Raw genomic sequence first — 18,587 nt, 5'->3', positions numbered from 1 at the left:
ATGTGGGAGAGGTTCAACCATGGCGGCGCCCAAGAAATGCGGTCCACACACCGAGCTCGCCTCGAACGAGGCGACACGCATCACCCGGTGCGGGTGTGGCACCGTGCACGTGACACTCATCGGCCCTGGCGTGACGTTTCGCATGCCAGCGGACGCGTTCCGGGGCGTCGCCTCCGGGCTCAAGGCGGCGGCCGAGCGGCTTGACGACGACCCCCGTTTCGGCACGACCTCCATCAATTAGCTTGCGCGAGCGCAGCGGAGCGGCCTACCAGTGGCTTCGCCGCTGAGATCTCTCTCCTCGGATGGCCGCTGGTCGAAAGAGGGCGCCTCTCGTGTACGACGACGACGCGGAGCACTGGGTCGGCAAGACGTTCGCCGGGACGTGGTGGATCGAGCGCGTGCTCGGCACCGGCGGCATGGGGAGCGTGCTTCTCGGGCGTGCGGCGGACGGCTCTCAGGTCGCGCTCAAGGTGCTGCACCCGGAGCTCAACGCGATCACGGAGGTGCGGAAGCGCTTCCTGCGCGAGGGGTTCATCGGCAACACGCTCGGCGGGGCGGACGCGGTGCCCGGCGTGGTGCGCGTGCTCGGCTCCGGCGAGACGCAGGAGGGCCTCGCCTACCTGACGATGGAGGCGCTCCAGGGAGAGACGCTCTTCGATCGGATGGCGCGCACCGGGACGATGCCGGCCGGCGAGGTGCTCGCGCTCGCGGACCAGGTGCTCGAGACGCTGGCGATCGCGCACGCGCGCGGCGTCGTGCACCGCGATCTCAAGCCCGAGAACATCCACCTCGGCAACGATGGGCGCGTGCGCATGCTCGACTTCGGCATCGCGCGCGTCGTCGACGGGCTCACCGGCCTGCCCGAGAAGACCGCGACCAAGACGGGCATGATCATGGGCACGGCGACGTACATGGCGCCGGAGCAAGCGACGGGGCTCATCCACGACATCGACGGGCGCACCGATCTCTTCGGGCTCGGAGCGACGATGTTCCGGCTGCTCGCGGGCCGACAGGTGCACGGCGAGGTGACGGAGGCCATGGAGGTCATCGCCGCCGCGACCGAGGCCGCGCCGCCGCTCGCCTCGATCGCGCCCGGGATCTCGCCCTCCGTCGCGGCCGTGGTCGATCGCTCGCTGGCGTTCATCAAGTTCCATCGCTACCCGAACGCCGAGACCATGCGCGCGGACGTCCGCGCTGTACGCGCAGGCGCGCTGCCTCCGTACGCGCAGGCCGTCATCGAGGGGCGGATCCGCGCCGGCCAGCCGATCTCTCAGCCGGCGCCTCCGCTGCCTGCCGGCGGTTCGCCGAGCGCGCGCCCGCAGCCGACCGTGGTGGAGCCGGCCGCGGCCCCTCGCCATTCGCACTCGATGAGCCGACCGGAGCGAACGCTCGACGACAACCCGTCAGCGCCCTCCCGCGCTGGCGCGTCGCTCTCGCAGCTCTCGACGGGCAAGCTGCTCCTGCTCGTCGGCGGCGCCTCGCTCGTCACGGGCGTCATCGTGGCGGTGATCGTGGTCCTGCTGGTGTTCAGCCGCTGAGGGCCGCGAGCGCGCCGCCAAGGGCGCGCGCGTCGACGTGGAGCGGAGGGTGTCGACGGACTCCGGCGTCGTGCTGTTGCTGAGCCGCTGAGGGGCCGCGGGCGCGCCGCCAACGGCGCGCTCGTCAGGTGGAGGGGATCGTCGGTGGAAGGTGCCGGCGGGGCCGCTGGGCCCCGCTGCGGTCACTCGCGCTCGTCGAGCGGCGTGTAGTCGACGGCGTTCTCGCCGGTGTAGATCTGCCGCGGACGGCCGATCTTGCCGGTCGGGTCGTCGTTCATCTCCTTCCAGTGGGCGATCCAGCCGGGGAGGCGCCCGAGCGCGAACATGACGGTGAACATGTTCGTGGGGAAGCCGAGCGCGCGGTAGATGATGCCGCTGTAGAAGTCGACGTTCGGGTAGAGCTTCCGCTCGACGAAGTACGGATCCTTCAGCGCGGTCTCCTCGAGGCGCTGCGCGATGTCGAGCAGCGGATCCTTGATGCCGAGCTTCGCCAGGATCTTGTCGGCCGCCGCCTTGATGAGGACGGCGCGCGGATCGTAGTTCTTGTACACGCGGTGGCCGAAGCCCATCAGGCGGAAGTTCGAGGTCTTGTCCTTCGCGAGCTTGACGAACTTCGAGACGTCGCCGCCGTCCGCGCGGATCGCCTCGAGCATCGTCACGACCTCCTGGTTCGCGCCGCCGTGGAGCGGGCCCCAGAGCGCGCAGATGCCAGCGGCGACCGAGGCGAAGAGGTTCGCCTTCGAGCTCCCGACGAGGCGCACCGTCGACGTCGAGCAGTTCTGCTCGTGATCGGCGTGCAGGATCAGGAGCAGGTTCAGCACCTTCACGATGTCCTCGTCGATCTCGTACGGCTCCGCCGGGACCGAGAACATCATGTTCAGGAAGTTCGCACAGTACGAGAGCGAGTTGTGCGGGTAGACGAACGGCTGGCCGATCGACTTCTTGTACGAGAACGCCGCGATCGTGCGCACCTTGGAGAGCAACCTCGCGATGGTGATGTCGAGGTGCTCGGTGTTCTTCACGTCGATCGCTTCCGGGTAGTAGCTCGACAGGGAGAGCACCATCGCGGACAGGATCGCCATGGGGTGCGCCGTCGACGGGTAGCCGTCGAAGAAGCGCTTCATGTCCTCGTGGATCAGCGAGTGCCGGGTGAGCAGCGTCGAGAACCGGGACAGCTCGCTCTTGCTCGGCAGCTTGCCGTAGATGAGGAGGTACGAGGTCTCCACGAAGGTCGACTTCTCGCCGAGCTGCTCGATCGGGATGCCGCGGTAGCGGAGGATGCCCTTCTCCCCATCGAGGAACGTGATGGAGCTCGTGGTCGAGGCCGTATTGACGAAGGCCGGGTCGATGCAAACGTACCCGGTCTTCGAACGAAGGGACGCGACGTCGATCGCCTTCTCCCCTTCGGTGCCCGTGATCACAGGCAACTCGATCGTCTGCTCCCCACCGTTCTTCTTCAGCGTTAACTTCGCGGTCTCCTGCACGCCTCCTCCTTCCGCCGCAGCGCGGCGTAAGCTATCACGGGCCGAGGGAAGAATGCTTCCCCGAGAAAATGAGGTGATGCATTTGAGCGAGCCGGTCGTGCGGGGGGAGCTGGCCCACCACCCGGAGGCGCCTCGGTTTGCGGCCGAGGTGCGGCGTGTCCACGGGCGTTACGCCGACGAGGTTGTCGCTCGCTACCGGCTCTGCCCGTTCATGCGCGACGCCGCAACCGGATTCGGACGCTTTTACGTCCTGCTCGATCGCGAGCCCGTCCTGGAGACGGCGCTGGCGGTCATGGAGGAGGCCGACTCCGCGGTGGTGCACCTGGTTTTCCCGTGCATCCATGCTCCGTCGCCCCAGTTCGAGCGCTTCGCGTCGCGCCTGGGTGAACAGCTGCGGCGGCGCCTCAGCCCCGCGCCGGTGCTCGCCGCGTTCCACCCCGAGATGGCGGGGGACGAGACGAACTCGCACCGGCTCGTCGGTCTCCTCCGACACGCGCCAGATCCGTTTGTACAAACGATTCCAGAGGGGCTGAACCATACTGGGACCGTCCTCGCGGGGGCAGGCGTCGAGCCTGCGGTCGACCCCGCCGAGGACAATTACCGACGCCTTGAAGGGGCAGGGATCGCCGCAGTCAAGATGAGGCTCGCGGAGATCATGGCTGATCGGGACTCGAGTTATGCGCCCTTCCTCGCGCAGCTCGGGCTCACCCGCCCCGGCCCGCGCTTCAGCCCGCTCCCAACACGGTAGCGCACGGGCGAAGAGCGCAAATGAAACACCTGCGAAACGCGCGCGAAACGCGTGTTGAGCGTGGTGATGGCCCTCGGCTCAATCCGCAGGCGAGCGGCGCGGCGCCGGGTCCGACCCGTCGGAGCCGGACCCGGCCTTGGCCTCGCGCTGCGCCATCAGCGGCATCAGGTACGGGAAGCCGGCCGCCATCGTATCGAGGTGGGGATCGATCTGGGCGGCCAGCCAGAAGAGGAGCACGCACGCGCGCTCGACATAGAACCAGTCCTCCGGGTACTCGAACGACCGCATCAGCTCCTGGAGCTCACCGCGCTCCAGCTCGGGGTCCGCGAGCCGCTCCAGCTGCTCGGGGCGGGCGCGCATCAGCGCCGCCGGCGTGCGATCCCGGATCTTGAGCAGCTTCGCGAAGTAGGTCTTCACGGTCCTCTCGAGGAGCGCGTCGTTGCCCCCGGGCGCGACGAAGCCCATCCTCCGGAAGCCGCGCACGACCGCCGCGTCGTCCTGCGCGAAGATGCCCTTCAGGATGTCGAGCAGCCCGTCGATGAGCTCGTCCTGGGCCTCGCAGCTCGCGCCGAAGTCGAGGACGACGAGGCGAAAGCCGCCGCCCTCCTCCGCGCGCCGCGCGGCGACAAGGAAGTTCCCCGGGTGCGGATCGGCGTGGAAGAAGCGATCCGCGAAGAGCATCTTGTAGAAGGCCTGCACGAGCCTGAGCGCGACGTCCGAGGGCTCGACGCCCGCGCTCCGGAGCGCGTCGAGGCGGGTGATCTTGATTCCTTCCATGAAGGTCATCGTGAGCACGTCGCGCGTCGTGAGCTCGTGGATGACCTCCGGGAACGCGATGCCCGCGTCGCCCTCGAAGTTCTGCGCCATCCGCTCCATGCACGCGGCCTCGTGCAGGTAGTCGGTCTCCCGGCGGAGCAGATCGACCAGCGACTCGTGCACCCGCTCGATGTGCCCCACCGGGACGAACCGCTTGTAGACGAGGATCGCGAGGCGCAGGACGCGCAGGTCGACGGCGATGATCCCGCGGATGCCTGGGTAGAGGAACTTGACCGCGACCTTGCGGCCGTCGCGGAGGCGCGCGACGTGGACCTGCCCCAGCGACGCGGCCGCGAGCGGCGCGCGCTCGATCGACGCGAACAGCTCGCCCGCAGAGCGGCCGAAGCTCGCGCGCAGCGCGGCCTCGAGATCGCTGAACGGGTGCGGCGGCACCTGGTCCTGGAGCTGCTCGAGCTCCTTGCCATAAGCACGAGGCAAGAAGCCGCCCATGATGGACAGCACCTGGCCGAGCTTGATGAAGACGCCCCGCAGCTGGAGCATGGCGCGCAGCAGGCGCCGGGCGTTGTTCTGATCGACGCGGGCGCGGCGCGCGACGAGCCAGCGAGGCGGCTCACCCGCAGGCGAGCCGCGCCCGAGGCGCCTCGCGAACACCCGCACGAGCCCCAGCTGAATGAGGTAGCTCGTCAGGATGACCGAGAACGCGAGCAGCGCGCGGAAGAGTCGGACGGCGAGCGTCATGTGCGGCAAAGCAGCCGCACCATGCTACCGCAGGGGCCGCGCGGGGCCAGCGGTGCTCGCCCTCGCCCGCCGGCGATGGGTGAATCCCGGCGAGGGGGCCGCCGCGGACCTCCGCCGCGCAGCCGAGCCCTCCGGCGAGCCGGGCAGGCTCAGGAGAGCGAGTCCTTGATCGCCTTGATGGGGCGGGCGCGGACCGACTTGCTGGCCGGCTTGGCCGCGAACGTCATCGGCTGCTTCGTGAAGGGGTTGATCCCCTCGCGCGCCTTCGTCGCGGGCTTCTTGACGACGCGGAACTTCGCGAAGCCGGGCATCGTGAAGATGCCGTTCTTCTTGAGCTCCTTGTACGCGATGTCGGTCAGCGACTCGAGGATCGCCTTGACCTGCTTGCGCGAGATCTCGTTCTCGTTGGCCTCGACCACCGCGTTGATCAGCGCGCTCTTGCTGAGCGACGTGCTCTTCTTCCCATCCGCCTTCTTGGCCGCCATGTTCATTCCTCCTGAGGTTTGTGCCCTCTTGCGGGCCAAAGGAACCACAACGGCCGCCGCAGATCCAGTGTCGAATCGTCGATCGGAGCTACAAAAGAAGGGGTTTCATGCCCCGGGGGGCGCGCCGCTCCGCCGGAAGGACGGCCGGGGGGCCCTGGCACGGGCCGTCAAATTCGCGGGAAAATAGCTCAAATCGCCCCCTCTTCAGGCCTCGCGCGCCCGCCGCGAGGGAGGTCGCATGCCGGGCGCTCGCCGTAGGAGATCACCCGAACCCCTTCCGTTGAAGGCGATCCTGGTCGCCCGGGCGGGCCTAGCGGCGGCTCACCGCCGAGCCCGCGCCCCACTTCCGCTTGGCTGAGAGGCCCAGGATCGTCAGCGACTGGGGCGCCTGCGTGAACTCGATGACGTCGCCGAAGCCGACGCTGACCGAGTGGATCGGCCCGTCGAAGAAGAGCTTCGCGTCGTGCGTCTTGCTGCGCACGACGAGCGAGGCGCCCGGCTGGATCAAGGCGTGACGGAGGCGGTACTCCTCGCCGTGGGGGGTGTAGGGCTCGCGGACGACGAGCTGGAGCCGCTTCGACGTGAGCGGCAGGACGCGCCCGCCCGCGGAGCGCTGCGCGGCCGTGGACCCGGCCGCAGGACCGATCCAGAAGCCGCTCGACTTCTGCTCCTCCTCGGCCCGGCCGAGCCGGAGCACGTAACGCGACGTGGCCGCGGGGGAGATGTGGCAGAAGAGCGCGTCGTTCAGGACGCGCCCCGTGGCGAGCTTGTCGTTCACCGTGACCTGCATGCGGGTGAGCACGGTGCTGCGGAGCGAGCCGCTCAGCGCCCCCGCGATCGCGTCCGCCGCGTCGCCGCTCGTCGCGCCGCAGAAGAAGCCGACGGAGTGGCCCGGCGCGCTGTTGATACCGAGGATCGGCACGTCGCCGACGTTGTGGGACGCGCTGAGGAGCGTCCCGTCGCCGCCGACCGTGATCACGAGGTCGAGCTCGCCCGCGTCGAAGGACTGGGCCGCGCTGGCGACGACATCGATCTGGACCCCGAGGTCGTCGAGCGCCGCCTTGACCTCGCGCACGGTCTGCTCGTGCGCATCGTGCGACGCCTTGAGGCGCGCGACCGCGGAGTCGCCGGCCTCGATGAGCCGCGTGATGCGCGGATCCTTCCGCTCCTCGCGGTAAATCTTCCAGGCGGAGCGCTTCACGACGAGCGCGACGCGGGGCGGACGCCGCGGCGCGGGCGCGGGGGATCGTTCCGCCATCAGAGCTCCGCGAGGCGCCGGAGCGCCACCTCCGTCTTCGCGTCCTCGATCACGCCGCGCCGGGTGAGCTCGATCGCCTCGTCGAGCGGGACCGCCGCGATGGCCGCGAACCGCTCGAGGGGAGAGCCGTCCTCGAGCGGCGTCCCCTGGCGAGCCGGGTCGACCTCGACATGAAAGAAGAAGTGCCGCTCGCCCACCATGCCCGGCGCCGGGAACGTCGACGGGCCGAGCGGGTGGAGGTCCGACGGAGGCACGTCGAAGCCGACCTCCTCGAGCAGCTCGCGCGCGGCGGAGCGCTGCAGGCCCTCCGGGCTCCGCTCGTCGAGCTCGACGAGCCCGGCGGGCAGCTCCCAGATCGCGCCGAGCGTCGGCGCCTCCGGGATCGGCCACGCCTCGGGCGGGCGGGTCGCGGCCGGAGGCCGGAACGCCGAGCGGAGGAAGACGTGACGGCGCCCGTCCGCGCCGCGGTAGTGCGGGGCGATCACCACCGCGTCGAGGCGCGCGCGATCGACGCTGTCGTAGGTGAACGGGTCGCTCAGCGAGCCGTCCGGGAACTCGACGCGGAACACCTGGCGTCGCACGTTGAGGAAACCAGGGCCGTCCAGCGAGGGGACCGTCCGGACCAGCTTGAGAGCGAGCTTCGGGAAGGGAGGTAGCCGCATGCGTCGAGGCGCAAAGCATAGCGCCAAACGGCCGCCGATCGCGATGCGCCTCGTCCCCGCGCCCGGCGCGACCTCGCCCCCGCGCCCGGGGGGCCTCGGGCTCAGCGGAGCACGAGGACCCAGACGTCGTAGAGCGCGTGGGTCCAGACGGCCGGCGCGAAGCCGCGGAAGACGTAGATCGCCGTGAGAACGAGCCCGCACACCATGCGGAACACGAAGGAGGGGAGGTTCCAGGGATCGCCCAGCGACCCGACATAGTGCCAGCCGGAGAAGACGGCGGCGGCCACGACCGCCCAGCCGACCATCAGCACCACCCCCTGGACCCCCCTGCCGAAGAAGAACTTGATCCCGAGCGCGCCCAGCCCGTAGAGGCCGGCGCGGAAGGCGATCTCCTCGTAGAAGCCGGCGCCGAGCGACATCACGACCCCGGTGAAGATGTCGTTCGACGCGGCGGGCGGCCCCAGCCGGAGGGAGCCGACCACATAGGAGCCGGCGAAGCGCATCAGGATGGCGTAGAGCGCGCCCTCGGCGGCGAGCAGCGCAAAGCGCCTCGTCTGGAGGGCGTGGCCGCGGCCGAGGATGGAAAGGACGAGGACGAACGCGGCCCCGACGGCGACGGTGAGGCCCGCGTAGAGCGGGAGGCTGTGCTTGGCCAGCGCGCGGAGCTCGGCGGTGACCGGATCCGCCGCGTTGCGGATGGGGAGGAAGGCGACGCCGAGGTGATACAGGACGAAGATCGGCATCGTCAGCGCGAGATCGGTCAGCGCATCGCTCTTCGCGGTGGGCTTGTCGCCGGCAGGGGCCGCCCCCGGCCGGGCGAGCTCCGGTCCGGCGCCGAGCATCAGGACGGCCTCAGGCGGTACACGATCACCAGCACCTCGGCCGACCACATGACGACGTTCAGCACGAAGGGCGTGTCCCGGAGGATCTCCTGGGTGGGGCTCTCCGACCTCGCGCTGCCGGCCACGAGCTGGAGGAACCGGATCCCGCCGAAGAGCGGGTGGATCGCCGTGAGCCAGAGGTACGGGTTCTGGAAGAACCGCTGCGTGTCGTGGTCGAGCGTGTACGCCAGGTAGGTGGCGAAGGTGGCGAGGCCCGTCACGGCGAGCGCCGCCGTCAGGGCGGAAGGCGAGTAGCCGTCGAGCGCCGCGCGCTGCTTCGAGGCGTTGGCCGAGGCGAGCTCGTGGCGGCGCTTGCCGAAGCCGAGGAAGAGCGCGAGCAGCGCGGTGCAGGCGATCATGAAGCCGGAGAGCGGCGTCCTCGTCGCGAAGCCGCCTGCGAGCACGCGCAGCACGAAGAAGATCGCGATGCAGCCGACGTCGAGGTAGGCGATCTTCTTGAGCCGGAACGAGTAGGCGACGTTGAGGACGTAGTAGCTGGCGGCGACGACCGCGAAGAGCGGCGGGCCGAGCAGGCTCGCGCCGAGCGCGATGACCGCGAGGCCGACCGCCATCGCCTTGGCGACCGGGATCGGCACGCGGCCCGAGGCGATCGGCCGGAAGCGCTTGACCGGGTGGACCCGATCGGCCTCGACGTCGACGATGTCGTTCAGGATGTAGACGGCGCCGGCGAGCAGGCAGAAGATCGCGAAGGCCCCGATCGCGCTCGTGATGATCGAGGGGTGGGTCAGGTGCTTGGCGAACACCACGGGGGCGAGGACGAAGAGGTTCTTCACCCACTGGTGGGGCCGCATCGCGCGGACCATCCCGCGCACACGCCAGAGCAGCGTCCCCCTCGGCGAGTCGGGCAACAGGGGCGGCTGCGCTATCAAGCCGCCCGAGGGGGGCCCGCTCTCCGGCGGACGGGAGCTCGGCACGCCGGCGCTCCGCGGAGGCGACGACGGAGGCTTGCCGGCGAGGACGGAGCTCACCGAAGCGGGCGAGCCGCCCTGCTCGGCAGGCGCCGGCGCGTCCGGCGCGCCCGCATCCGGGCGAGCCTCGGCGCCGGGCGCCTCCTGATCAGGGAAGCCTGCGGCACTGTTGCGAAAAAAGGGCCCCGAGGCGGTCACGGCGCGCGGAGCATACTCGGGCGCCCTGGTCCCGGCCATTCCGCGGCAAGTTAAAAGCACAGGGGGCGCTGGCGCCCGGGACCGACGAAACCGAGCGCCAGCGGCAGCGCCGAAGCCCCTCCACCCCTCCAGGCCACGAACCGGGAAGAACGTGGCGCAGCGCACCCGGTCCGGCGGCCTCGCGGTGAGGTCGCGAATCTGGGTTCGCACCCGCCAGCCCGGCTCGTGGAACGCAAAATGCGCATCCCCGCAGGCGCGCCGTGACCTCGTGCTACCATCGCCCCCGATGACATCAGCGCTCTCGGTCGCGCGTGAAGCTTCGCCTCTTCTCCTGAAGCTTCGCTCTGCCGTGGAGCAGGCCCTCGAAGGGAAGCCAGAGGCGGTCGAGCTGGCGCTCATCGCGCTGCTCGCCCGGGGCCATGTCCTCATCGAGGACGTCCCCGGCGTCGGCAAGACGACGCTGGCCCGAGCGCTGGCCAAGGCCGTTGGGGGCGAGCTCCGTCGCGTTCAGTTCACCAGCGATCTCCTGCCGAGCGACGTCCTCGGGGTCAGCGTCTTCGACCAGCGGCTCGGGCAGTTCGTCTTCCGGCAGGGGCCGATCTTCGCGAACGTGCTGCTCGCCGACGAGATCAACCGGGCGAGCCCCCGGACGCAGTCGGCGCTGCTCGAGGCGATGAACGAGGGGCAGGTGTCCATCGAGGGGACGGCGACGCCGCTGCCGTACCCCTTCTTCGTGCTCGCGACCCAGAACCCGCAGGATTTCGCGGGCACGTTCCCGCTGCCGGAGTCGCAGCTCGACCGGTTCATGGTGCGGATCCGGATCGGGTACCCGCCGCCGCAGGTCGAGATGCGGCTGCTCCTCCAGGGCGGCGAGCCCGACCGGGCGCGGAACGTGCCGCAGATCATCGATCCGGCCCAGCTCGTCGCCCTGCAGCGCGAGGTCGATCGCGTCGAGCTCGACTCGTCGCTCGCGACCTACCTGCAGGCGGTGCTCACGGCCACGCGGTCGAGCCCGACCCTCTCGCTGGGCGCATCGCCGCGCGCCGGCATGAACCTGGCGCGCGCGGCCCGGGGGCGCGCGGTCCTCCACGGACGCTCGTACTGTATCGCGGACGACATCCACAACCTTGCGGTGGCCGTGCTGGCGCACCGGGTCCGGCTCTCGGCCCACGCGGAGGGCTACATGCCGACCCGCGACGAGTGCGAGGCGGCGGTGCGTGATCTCGTGGCGCGGGTGCCGGTCCCCCTCTGAGGGGTGGGCGATGGGCGCAGAGGACAGGGAGCGGGGATCTCTCAGCGGCAGCTCCCGCGGCGCAGAGCGCGCCGGCGCAGCGGCGCGGACCGCCGTCCGGCCGAGCAAGCCGAGGCGCGACAGGCCGCTGGTCGAGCAGCGCCCGCTGCTGCCCCCGCGCGGGGACAAGGCGTCGTTGTGGACGAGGGTCCTGCTCTTCCTGAGGCCGCCCCGGAAGCTCAAGTTCACCCGGGAAGGAAAGTACTACCTCGGGATCACGCTGGGCGTCGGCTTCGCGGCGATCAACACGGGCAACAACCTCCTCTACCTGCTGCTCGGCATGCTGCTGTCGCTGATCGTCGTCTCCGGCGTGATGAGCGATCTGTCGCTGCAGCACCTCACGGTGACCCGGCGGCTCCCGGCCCGCGCCCAGGTGGGCCGGGCTCACCTCGTCGAGATCGAGGTCTACAACCACAAGAAGCGCGTGCCGTCGTATGCGATCGAGGTCGAGGATCTGCGCGCCGGCCAGCCGGCCGACAAGCGCTGCTTCTTCCTGAAGATCAGCCCCTCCAGCGCGCAGGTGGCCGCGTACCGGCGGACGCCGGCGAGGCGCGGCCGCGACCGGCACACCGGGTTCCGCATCGCGACCCGCTTTCCCTTCGGGCTGTTCGAGAAATCGAGGGAGGTCGAGGCCGAGGGCGACCTCATCATCTACCCCGCGGTCGATCCGGTCCGGCTCCCCGTCGAGGACGCGGGCCGGCGCGAGGGCGGCGCGAGCCTCAGCGGGCGCGGGGGCGGCGACGAGACGTTCGGCCTCCGGCCGATGCGCGAGGGGGACGATCCGCGCGACATCTACTGGAAGAAGAGCACGATGCGCGACCAGCTGGTGCTGCGCGAGCGCACCCGCGAGACGCGACCGGACGTGCAGATCGTCGTCGACACGGTGCGCCCCGCCGGGGAGGGCGACGCGTTCGCGCCGACCTTCGAGCGCAGGATCCGCGAGGCGGCGTCGCGCGCCGTCGCCCACGTCAAGCGCGGCGACGCCGTGGTCGTCGCGACGACGCTGGGCGAGCGGGTGCGCGGCGATCGCAACATCGGCTCCGACGCGATCCTCCGCTTCCTGGCGCTGCTCGATGCGGTCGACGACGGCCGGGCGCCCGAGCGCAACGCCCGCGCGCCGCTGCGCCAGGGATCGAGCCCGAGCCCGAGCAGCGGTGAGCGCCGCGCCGGCGCGCCGAGGAGCGCGTCGTGAGGTTCGGGATGGTGCACCGGGTCATGACCGACGCGCTCGCGGCGCTCGGCGTCATCGCCCTCGTCGCGAGCGGGCAGTTCAACCGCTACGTGAGCTGGGCGATCCTCATCTGCCTCGGGCTCGCGCTCGTCGTGCGCGAGTCGTGGCAGCGGCACCCGGCGCTCCGCCACCTCGACACGGGCATCCTGCTGGCCGTCATCGCCGTCCAGGTGGTCCGCATCGTCGCCACCGACGCGAGCGTGCTCGACGTGCTCGTGGAGTTCGCCGCCGCGCTGCAGATCATCCGGCTCGCGACGCGCAAAGGGGCGGCGCACGACCAGCAGGTCATCGTGCTCGCGCTGCTGCACCTCATCGCCGGGACCGTCCTCGGCGGCGGCATGGGCTACGGGCTGTGCTTCCTGGGGGTGCTCGTCGTCGCGCCGGGCGCGCTCGTGCTCAGCCACCTGCGGCGCGAGGTCGAGGGCAACTACCGGCAGGGGGCGCGCGACCGGACGGGGCTGCCCGTGGACGTGCCGCGCATCCTGCGCTCGAGGCGGGTCGTCGGGCGCTCGTTCCTGGCCGTCACCTGCCTGCTCTCGGTCCCGATCTTCGCCTTCACCGCGCTCCTGTTCGTGATCTTCCCGCGCGTCGGCCTCTCGCTGCTCCTGCTCAACCGCGGCCACACCGGGCGGATGATCGGCTTCTCGGGCAAGGTCGACCTCGGCGCGGTCGGCGTGCTGCGCAGCGACCCCAAGCTGGCGATGCGGGTCGAGATCCCCGAGCTCCCGGAGCCGCCGCCCCCGCGCCTCACCATGCACCTGCGCGGCACCGCGCTCGACGCGTACGACGGCCGCACCTGGACCCAGAGCGAGATGTTCAAGCGCCCCGCGGAGAGCGACGGGGGGCTCGTGCCGATCGAGCGGTACCCCGACCCGGCGGTCGACCCGGTGATGCGCATCGATCTCGAGCCCATCGATCCGCCCGTGATCTTCCTCCCGCCGAACGCGACGGGGCTCCGGCTCAAGCACCGCGGGCAGCTCGGGGTCGACGCAGGCACGATGGCCTACCGCGGGCCGGAGGGGGAGCTCAGGTACCAGCCCACGGACGATCGCGGGCTGGTCTACGACGTCTTCCTGTCGCGGAAGCGGGCGCCGACCTTCCAGCGCCTCCCCGGCGCCGAGCGGAGGCGCTACCTGGAGCTCCCGAGGGATCTGCCGTCGCGCGTCTTCGATCTCGCGCAACAGTGGACGCAAGGCGTGGATCGTCCGGCCGATCGGGCGCGGGCGATCCAGGAGCACCTGCGCACGGAGTACCGGTACGACCTTGCGTCGCCGTCGGGCGCGGACCCGCAGCCGCTCGATCATTTCCTGTTCGAGTCGAAGCGCGGGCACTGCGAGTTCTACTCGACCGCGATGGCCATCCTGCTGCGCGCGGTGGACGTCCCGACGCGCAACGTGACCGGCTTCGTCGGCGGCACCTACAACCGCTTCGGGCGGTTCTATGCGGTGCGCCAGGGCGACGCCCACTCGTGGGTCGAGGTGTACCTCGACGGCGAGGGGTGGATGACGTTCGACCCGACGCCGCCGGCCGACGCGGCGCCGAAGAGCGAGCTGGTCGGGGCCTGGGCGTACCTCCGCGACTTCATCGAGGCGACGAGCCAGCGCTGGGACAGGCACGTCGTCGGCTACGACCTGAACCAGCAGGTGGGCCTGCTCCAGACGCTGACGTCGCGCTACCGGAGGCCCGGATCGAGCGGCGACCTCTCGCTGTCGCGCCCGCGGATCCTCGCCGTCGCCGCCGTCGCGCTCGCGCTGGGCGGCGGCGTGCTCTACTGGCGCTTCCGCCGCACGCGCCGCGGGCGCGAGGAGCGCCGCGCGGACGCCGGGCGCACCCCGAGCGCGATCCTGGCGACGGCGCTCTACGAGAGCCTGGAGGCCGCCATGCTCGTCCAGGGCGTGCCGCGCCCGCCCAGCCTGCCGCCGCTGCGCCACGCCGAGGCGCTTGAGCTCGCGGAGCACCCGCTGGCGCGCGAGATCCTGACGCTCACGCAGGTCTACCTGCGCGCCCGCTTCGGCGGGGCGACGCTCTCGGAGGACGACAGCCGCGACTTCGAGCGGCGGGTCAAGGCGCTGCGCGGGGCGGAGCGGCGAGCGCGCTCTGCGAGCGAGGGCGGGCTCGCCGCGTCGACCTGATCGCGGCCGAGGAGACGCGCGGCGCGCCCGGAGCCGCGGCGCGCGGGCCACGCGCGTTGCGCCGCGCGCGCTGCTCCAGCCGCGCGGACCGCATCAACGGCGGCGCAAAGGTCGCTTCGCGATGAACGCCTGCCGGATACCGGCGACGGCGCGGCGGCTCGGGCCGCCGGAGATGAACGGATCCTCGGGCGCGAGCTCGCCCAGCCGGTCGAGGAACGACTGCGCCACGACGCGCTCGCCGAGGAGGCTCACGACGTCCGACTGGCTTCGCATCGTGGACGCGAGGACGGCCGCCGTCGACGTGTCCGGCACCGCGGCGATCGAGAGCGACTCGAGCACGCGCCTGAGCGGCACGATCGACTGCGCCGTCGCCAGCTTGCGATCCGAGGCGCCGAGCGGCTGCGGGGCGTACTCGAGCCAGATGCCGGCGACGTTCAGGTGGCCGAGCAGCTTCTTGGACCAGCGCGGATCGAGCTCCACGTGGAGCGGCCGGACGTCGGCCAGCGTGGAGAGGGCGAACTCGCCGGGCTCGCCCGCGAGCGCGAAGTCGCGCAGGAGCGGCGCGAGCTTGCGCTCGTCGGCGAGCAGGCTCGCGGCGACGTGGCCGCGATCGAGCAGCGGGATCGGGACCACGAGGACATCCGGCCGCTCGCCGCGCGTGATCCGCGCCGCCCACACCCGCCACGTGATCGCCGGGGATCGCACGAGGATCGCGGACCCGGGATCGAGGCTCCCGTACGCCTCGTCCGTCCAGACCTCGGCGGCCGTCTGCTCGCTCCGATCGGCGGCGAAGCCTGCCTCCTCGCTCGTCAGCGCGACCAGCGTCAGCTGGAAGACGACGAGCAGCGCCGCGCCGCTCCGCGAGAACGGCACGCGCGTGTGGAGCAGCGCCCGCACCGCGGCGTGCGCCCCGAGCGCCGAGCCGACGGCGATCGCCGCGACCGCGAGCGAGCGCAGGGGGGTGAGCGGATCCGCGGAGAGCACGCCGGCAGCCCGCGCGGGCAGGAGGGTGTCGAGCGCGAGCAGGACGAGGAAGGGCGCGACGAGCCACCGCGCGCGCGGGCGCAGGAGCGAGAGCGAGAGCCCGGCCGCGGCGACGAGCAGGGAGACGACGCCGATCTCGCGGCTCCACGCGGCGAGCGCCGTGGTGCGGGCGCTCGCGACGTCGAGGGCGGCGAGGCTGCCGGCCGTGAGCGCGCGGCCGATGTCGGCCCAGGCGCGCGGCGCGAGCGGCCTGAGCACGAGCGGCGCGAGCAGGAGCGCGGCCGTGAGCGCCCCCGCGCCGGCGGCGGCGCCCAGCATGCGCCGGGGCGGGCCGCCGGCCGAGGCCTCGGCGGGGCGCCCGCCCGCGCGCTGGGCGCCGCCGCGCGCGAGGAACATCGCGTACGACGCCGCAAAAGCGGCGAGGCCTGCGGGGGGGCTCTCGGCGAACGTGGCCCCGAGGAGCGCGCCGAGCGCGATCCACGCGCGCCCGGCGTGCCGCGCCTGCTCGGCGCACGTCGACGCGAGCGCGAGCGTCACGAGCGCGCAGCAGGTGGCGATCATGGCGCCGCCGCCGACCGTCGCCTCGCGCTGCCAGGTCGGCGACAGGGCCGCCGTGAGCACGGCGATCGCGGAGAGCACCGAGGCGAGCCGCGGGCTCACGGCGCCGCCGAGCGTGTCCGGCGCGGCGGGCGTGGCGGGCGTGGATCGCGCGCCGGCGGGGGTCGGCTCGGCTGCGCCGCCGCGGAGCTTGCGCCAGAGCGAGAGCCCCGGGAGGGGCGCCGGCCGCGCGGACTCCAGGAGGAGGCGGCGGACCATCCCGTAGAGCAGGCGCGACGCGAGCGCGAGCGCGAGCGCCGATCCGAGGGCGGTGCGGAAGGTGCGGGAGCCCAGCGGGAGCAGGCTCAGCGCCTGCGAGAGCGCCGTCGACAGGCCGCCGCCCACGCCGACCGCGACGAGGCCGAGATCCCGGACGGCCGTGAGATCTTCCCGCCATTGCCCGGAAGAGGCGGCGCGGCCCAGCGACAGCCCGAAGGGCAGCGCGGCCGACAGCAAGGCGAGCGACCGATCGAGCCAGCAGCGTTTCTCTCCGGAGCCCACCGAGCGGCCATGCCAGATCGGCCGCGGCCGGGCCAAGTTCCAGCGCACCCCGGCGCCGCGCGCGGTTCGGCGGCGCGCGCGGGGCCGATCCGCGCGCGCACGGCGCGGAGGATACGGAGAGGCGGTGAGCGGCGACCTGGGCTAGAGTCGCCCCTTCCACGGAAAATCGGAGGTCGGCTCGTGTCCCGTTTCATCGATGAGCTCAAGAGGACGCACCGCTGCGGCGATCTGCGCGAGGCGGACATTGGCAAGCAGGTCGTGCTGTTCGGCTGGGTCGCGCGGCGCCGCGATCACGGCGGTTGCATCTTCATCGACCTCCGCGACCGCACCGGCGTGACGCAGATCGTCTTCGATCGCAGCTACCTCGAGGCGATCAGGAAGCACGGCCTGAAGGTGGAGGAGAAGGACCTCGTCGACGCGCACGCCGCCGCCGAGCGGGCCCGATCCGAGTGGGTCATCGGCGTCCGGGGCGTCGTGGTCAGCCGAGAAGGCAACGTGAACGACAAGATCGACACGGGGGCCATCGAGGTCTGGGTCGCCGAGGCGACGATCTTCAACAGGGCGGAGACGCCGCCGTTCGAGATCGCGGACGAGATCGAGACGCGCGAGGAGATCCGCTTGCAGCACCGGTACCTCGACCTGCGCCGCGCCCCGCTCCAGCGGGCGCTGCGGATGCGCCACGAGATCAACCGGACGACGCGCAATTACCTGTCGGACAACGGCTGCCTCGAGCTCGAGACGCCCTTCCTCGTGAAGTACACGCCGGGCGGGGCGCGCAACTTCCTCGTCCCCTCGCGGATCTCGGCCGGGAAGTTCTACGCGCTCGCCGAGAGCCCGCAGCTCTACAAGCAGCTCTTCATGGTCGCGGGCTTCGACCGCTACTTCCAGATCGTGAAGTGCTTCCGGGACGAGGACCTGCGCATCGACCGGCAGCCGGAGTTCACCCAGATCGACGTCGAGCTGTCGTTCGTGAACCAGGACGACGTCTTCGGGCTGATGGAGGGGCTCGTCTTCGCGGTGTTCAAGGCCGCCCTCGGCAAGGACCTCACCGAGCTCTACCCGACCGGCCGCTTCCCGCGCATGCCGTACGCCGAGTCGATGCGCCGCTTCGGCAACGACAAGCCCGACCTCCGCTTCGGGATCGAGCACACCGACCTCACGGACCTCATCATCGAGCACAACGGCGGCGGGGTGCCGTTCTGGGTCGAGCTCGCCGAGAAGTTCAAGTCCGGCAAGCTGCGGCGCGACCTGCCCGCCGAGATCGTGAAGGGGCTCGTGATCCCGGCGAGCGCCAACCTGTCCCGCCAGCAGACCGAGGATCTCGAGCGCGGGCTCCGCGACGTGAAGGGCTTCCGCGGCCTCGCGCGCGCCAAGCTCGCCGAGGACGGCTCCTGGACGCAGTCGCCGCTCACGAAGTCGATCACGCCGGAGCTCCGGCAGAAGCTGAACGAGGTGCTCGGCGCCAAGCCGGGCGACGTCCTCTGCTTCCAGTTCGGCAAGGAAGCCGTTGTGCACACCGTGATGGCGAAGCTCCGCATCGACGTCGCGAAGAAGATGGGGCTTATCCCGGAGTACGGGCATGGCGACCAGTGGAGGTTCCTCTGGGTGACCAACCCACCTCTGTTCGAGTTCGACGAGGACACGGGGCGCTGGGCCGCCGCGCACCACGCGTTCACGCGGCCGATCGACGAGCACGTCGCGCTCCTCGAGAGCGATCCGGCGCGCGTGGAGTGTTACCGCTACGATCTCGTGCTGAACGGGTTCGAGATCGGCGGCGGCTCGATCCGGCTGCACGATCCCGAGGTGCAGGCGCGCGTCTTCAAGACGCTGGGCATCGACGAGAACGACGCGCGCGACAAGTTCGGGTTCCTCCTGGACGCGCTCCGCAGCGGGGCGCCCCCGCACGGCGGCATCGCGCTCGGCATGGACCGGCTCGCGATGCTGCTCAGCGGCGCGCCGACGCTCAGGGACGTCATCCCGTTCCCGAAGACCAACCAGGGCACGGATCAGATGACCGGCGCGCCCGTGATCGTCGACGCCGCGCAGCTCACCGAGCTTCACGTGAAGACGGCGGTCGCGGCCGCGGACGTCCGGCAGGGCGCGACGGGCACCGGCAGCGCCGGCGCCTGATGCCAAGTCGGGGGACGCGCGCG

The 18,587-nt window shown here is 71.5% G+C and carries 15 protein-coding genes; 7 read left to right on the top strand and 8 right to left on the bottom strand.

Annotation, left to right across the window (positions count from 1 at the left end; translation table 11 throughout):
• Nucleotides 1-19 precede the first annotated feature (19 nt).
• Together WME82_RS44930 and WME82_RS44925 are read left to right on the top strand one after the other, a co-directional pair.
• A complete protein-coding gene (locus WME82_RS44930; RefSeq protein WP_437296083.1) occupies nucleotides 20-241 on the top strand; it encodes a hypothetical protein in 222 nt (73 codons plus the stop codon).
• Between the two features lie 91 nt (nucleotides 242-332).
• Entirely contained in the window at nucleotides 333-1,538 is a 1,206-nt protein-coding gene (locus WME82_RS44925; protein ID WP_438040335.1) for a protein kinase domain-containing protein, read from the top strand.
• 182 nt (nucleotides 1,539-1,720) lie between these two features.
• On the opposite strand, the gene WME82_RS44920 is transcribed toward WME82_RS44925, so the two are convergent.
• Nucleotides 1,721-3,022, bottom strand: a complete 1,302-nt coding sequence (locus tag WME82_RS44920; protein WP_437296081.1) for a citrate synthase — start codon at nucleotides 3,020-3,022, stop codon at nucleotides 1,721-1,723.
• 76 nt (nucleotides 3,023-3,098) lie between these two features.
• Between WME82_RS44920 and WME82_RS44915 the strand changes: the two genes are divergently transcribed.
• The gene (locus tag WME82_RS44915; RefSeq protein WP_437713092.1) at nucleotides 3,099-3,770 is read left to right on the top strand and encodes a hypothetical protein; all 672 of its coding nucleotides are present in this window, start codon (nucleotides 3,099-3,101) and stop codon (nucleotides 3,768-3,770) included.
• A 78-nt stretch (nucleotides 3,771-3,848) separates the two neighbouring features.
• On the opposite strand, the gene WME82_RS44910 is transcribed toward WME82_RS44915, so the two are convergent.
• The 6 genes from WME82_RS44910 to WME82_RS44885 all read right to left on the bottom strand — a co-directional run bounded on the left by WME82_RS44910 (nucleotide 3,849) and on the right by WME82_RS44885 (nucleotide 9,506).
• A complete protein-coding gene (locus WME82_RS44910) occupies nucleotides 3,849-5,285 on the bottom strand; it encodes an ABC1 kinase family protein (protein WP_438040334.1) in 1,437 nt (478 codons plus the stop codon).
• 149 nt (nucleotides 5,286-5,434) lie between these two features.
• Nucleotides 5,435-5,770: an HU family DNA-binding protein gene (locus WME82_RS44905; protein WP_012240887.1), complete on the bottom strand. Its 336-nt coding sequence runs from the start codon at nucleotides 5,768-5,770 to the stop codon at nucleotides 5,435-5,437.
• A 310-nt stretch (nucleotides 5,771-6,080) separates the two neighbouring features.
• Nucleotides 6,081-7,028, bottom strand: a complete 948-nt coding sequence (locus tag WME82_RS44900; RefSeq protein ID WP_437854540.1) for an NAD(+)/NADH kinase — start codon at nucleotides 7,026-7,028, stop codon at nucleotides 6,081-6,083.
• Entirely contained in the window at nucleotides 7,028-7,690 is a 663-nt protein-coding gene (locus WME82_RS44895; protein WP_437742544.1) for an NUDIX hydrolase, read from the bottom strand. The genes WME82_RS44900 and WME82_RS44895 overlap by 1 nt, the downstream gene beginning before the upstream one ends.
• Nucleotides 7,691-7,791: 101 nt before the next feature.
• Entirely contained in the window at nucleotides 7,792-8,532 is a 741-nt protein-coding gene (locus WME82_RS44890; protein WP_437742543.1) for a CPBP family glutamic-type intramembrane protease, read from the bottom strand.
• Entirely contained in the window at nucleotides 8,532-9,506 is a 975-nt protein-coding gene (locus tag WME82_RS44885; protein WP_438040333.1) for a decaprenyl-phosphate phosphoribosyltransferase, read from the bottom strand. Before WME82_RS44885 ends, WME82_RS44890 begins: the two co-directional genes overlap by 1 nt.
• A 478-nt stretch (nucleotides 9,507-9,984) precedes the next feature.
• On the opposite strand from WME82_RS44885, the gene WME82_RS44880 reads away from it, so the two are divergent.
• Genes WME82_RS44880 through WME82_RS44870 form a run of 3 tightly spaced genes read left to right on the top strand, consistent with a single transcriptional unit; the run spans nucleotide 9,985 to nucleotide 14,352 of the window.
• Nucleotides 9,985-10,950, top strand: a complete 966-nt coding sequence (locus tag WME82_RS44880; protein ID WP_437763309.1) for an AAA family ATPase — start codon at nucleotides 9,985-9,987, stop codon at nucleotides 10,948-10,950.
• Between the two features lie 10 nt (nucleotides 10,951-10,960).
• A complete protein-coding gene (locus WME82_RS44875) occupies nucleotides 10,961-12,181 on the top strand; it encodes a DUF58 domain-containing protein (RefSeq protein ID WP_438040332.1) in 1,221 nt (406 codons plus the stop codon).
• Entirely contained in the window at nucleotides 12,178-14,352 is a 2,175-nt protein-coding gene (locus tag WME82_RS44870; RefSeq protein ID WP_438040331.1) for a transglutaminaseTgpA domain-containing protein, read from the top strand. Before WME82_RS44875 ends, WME82_RS44870 begins: the two co-directional genes overlap by 4 nt.
• A gap of 93 nt (nucleotides 14,353-14,445) precedes the next feature.
• Here WME82_RS44870 and WME82_RS44865 read toward each other — a convergent pair whose 3' ends face one another.
• On the bottom strand, nucleotides 14,446-16,434 hold the full coding sequence (locus WME82_RS44865; protein ID WP_438040330.1) for a hypothetical protein: 1,989 nt from the start codon (nucleotides 16,432-16,434) through the stop codon (nucleotides 14,446-14,448).
• Nucleotides 16,435-16,614: 180 nt separating this feature from the next.
• Here WME82_RS44865 and aspS point away from each other — a divergent pair, with 180 nt between their 5' ends.
• Nucleotides 16,615-18,564 carry an aspartate--tRNA ligase gene (aspS, locus tag WME82_RS44860; RefSeq protein WP_438040329.1) on the top strand — a complete coding sequence of 650 codons (1,950 nt, stop codon included), beginning with the start codon at nucleotides 16,615-16,617 and terminating at the stop codon, nucleotides 18,562-18,564.
• Nucleotides 18,565-18,587 lie beyond the last annotated feature (23 nt).

The sequence above is a fragment of the Sorangium sp. So ce128 genome, from assembly GCF_051525245.1.
GTDB classification, from domain to species: domain Bacteria; phylum Myxococcota_A; class Polyangia; order Polyangiales; family Polyangiaceae; genus Sorangium; species Sorangium cellulosum_B.
This window is presented reverse-complemented; position numbering and strand designations above follow the sequence as displayed.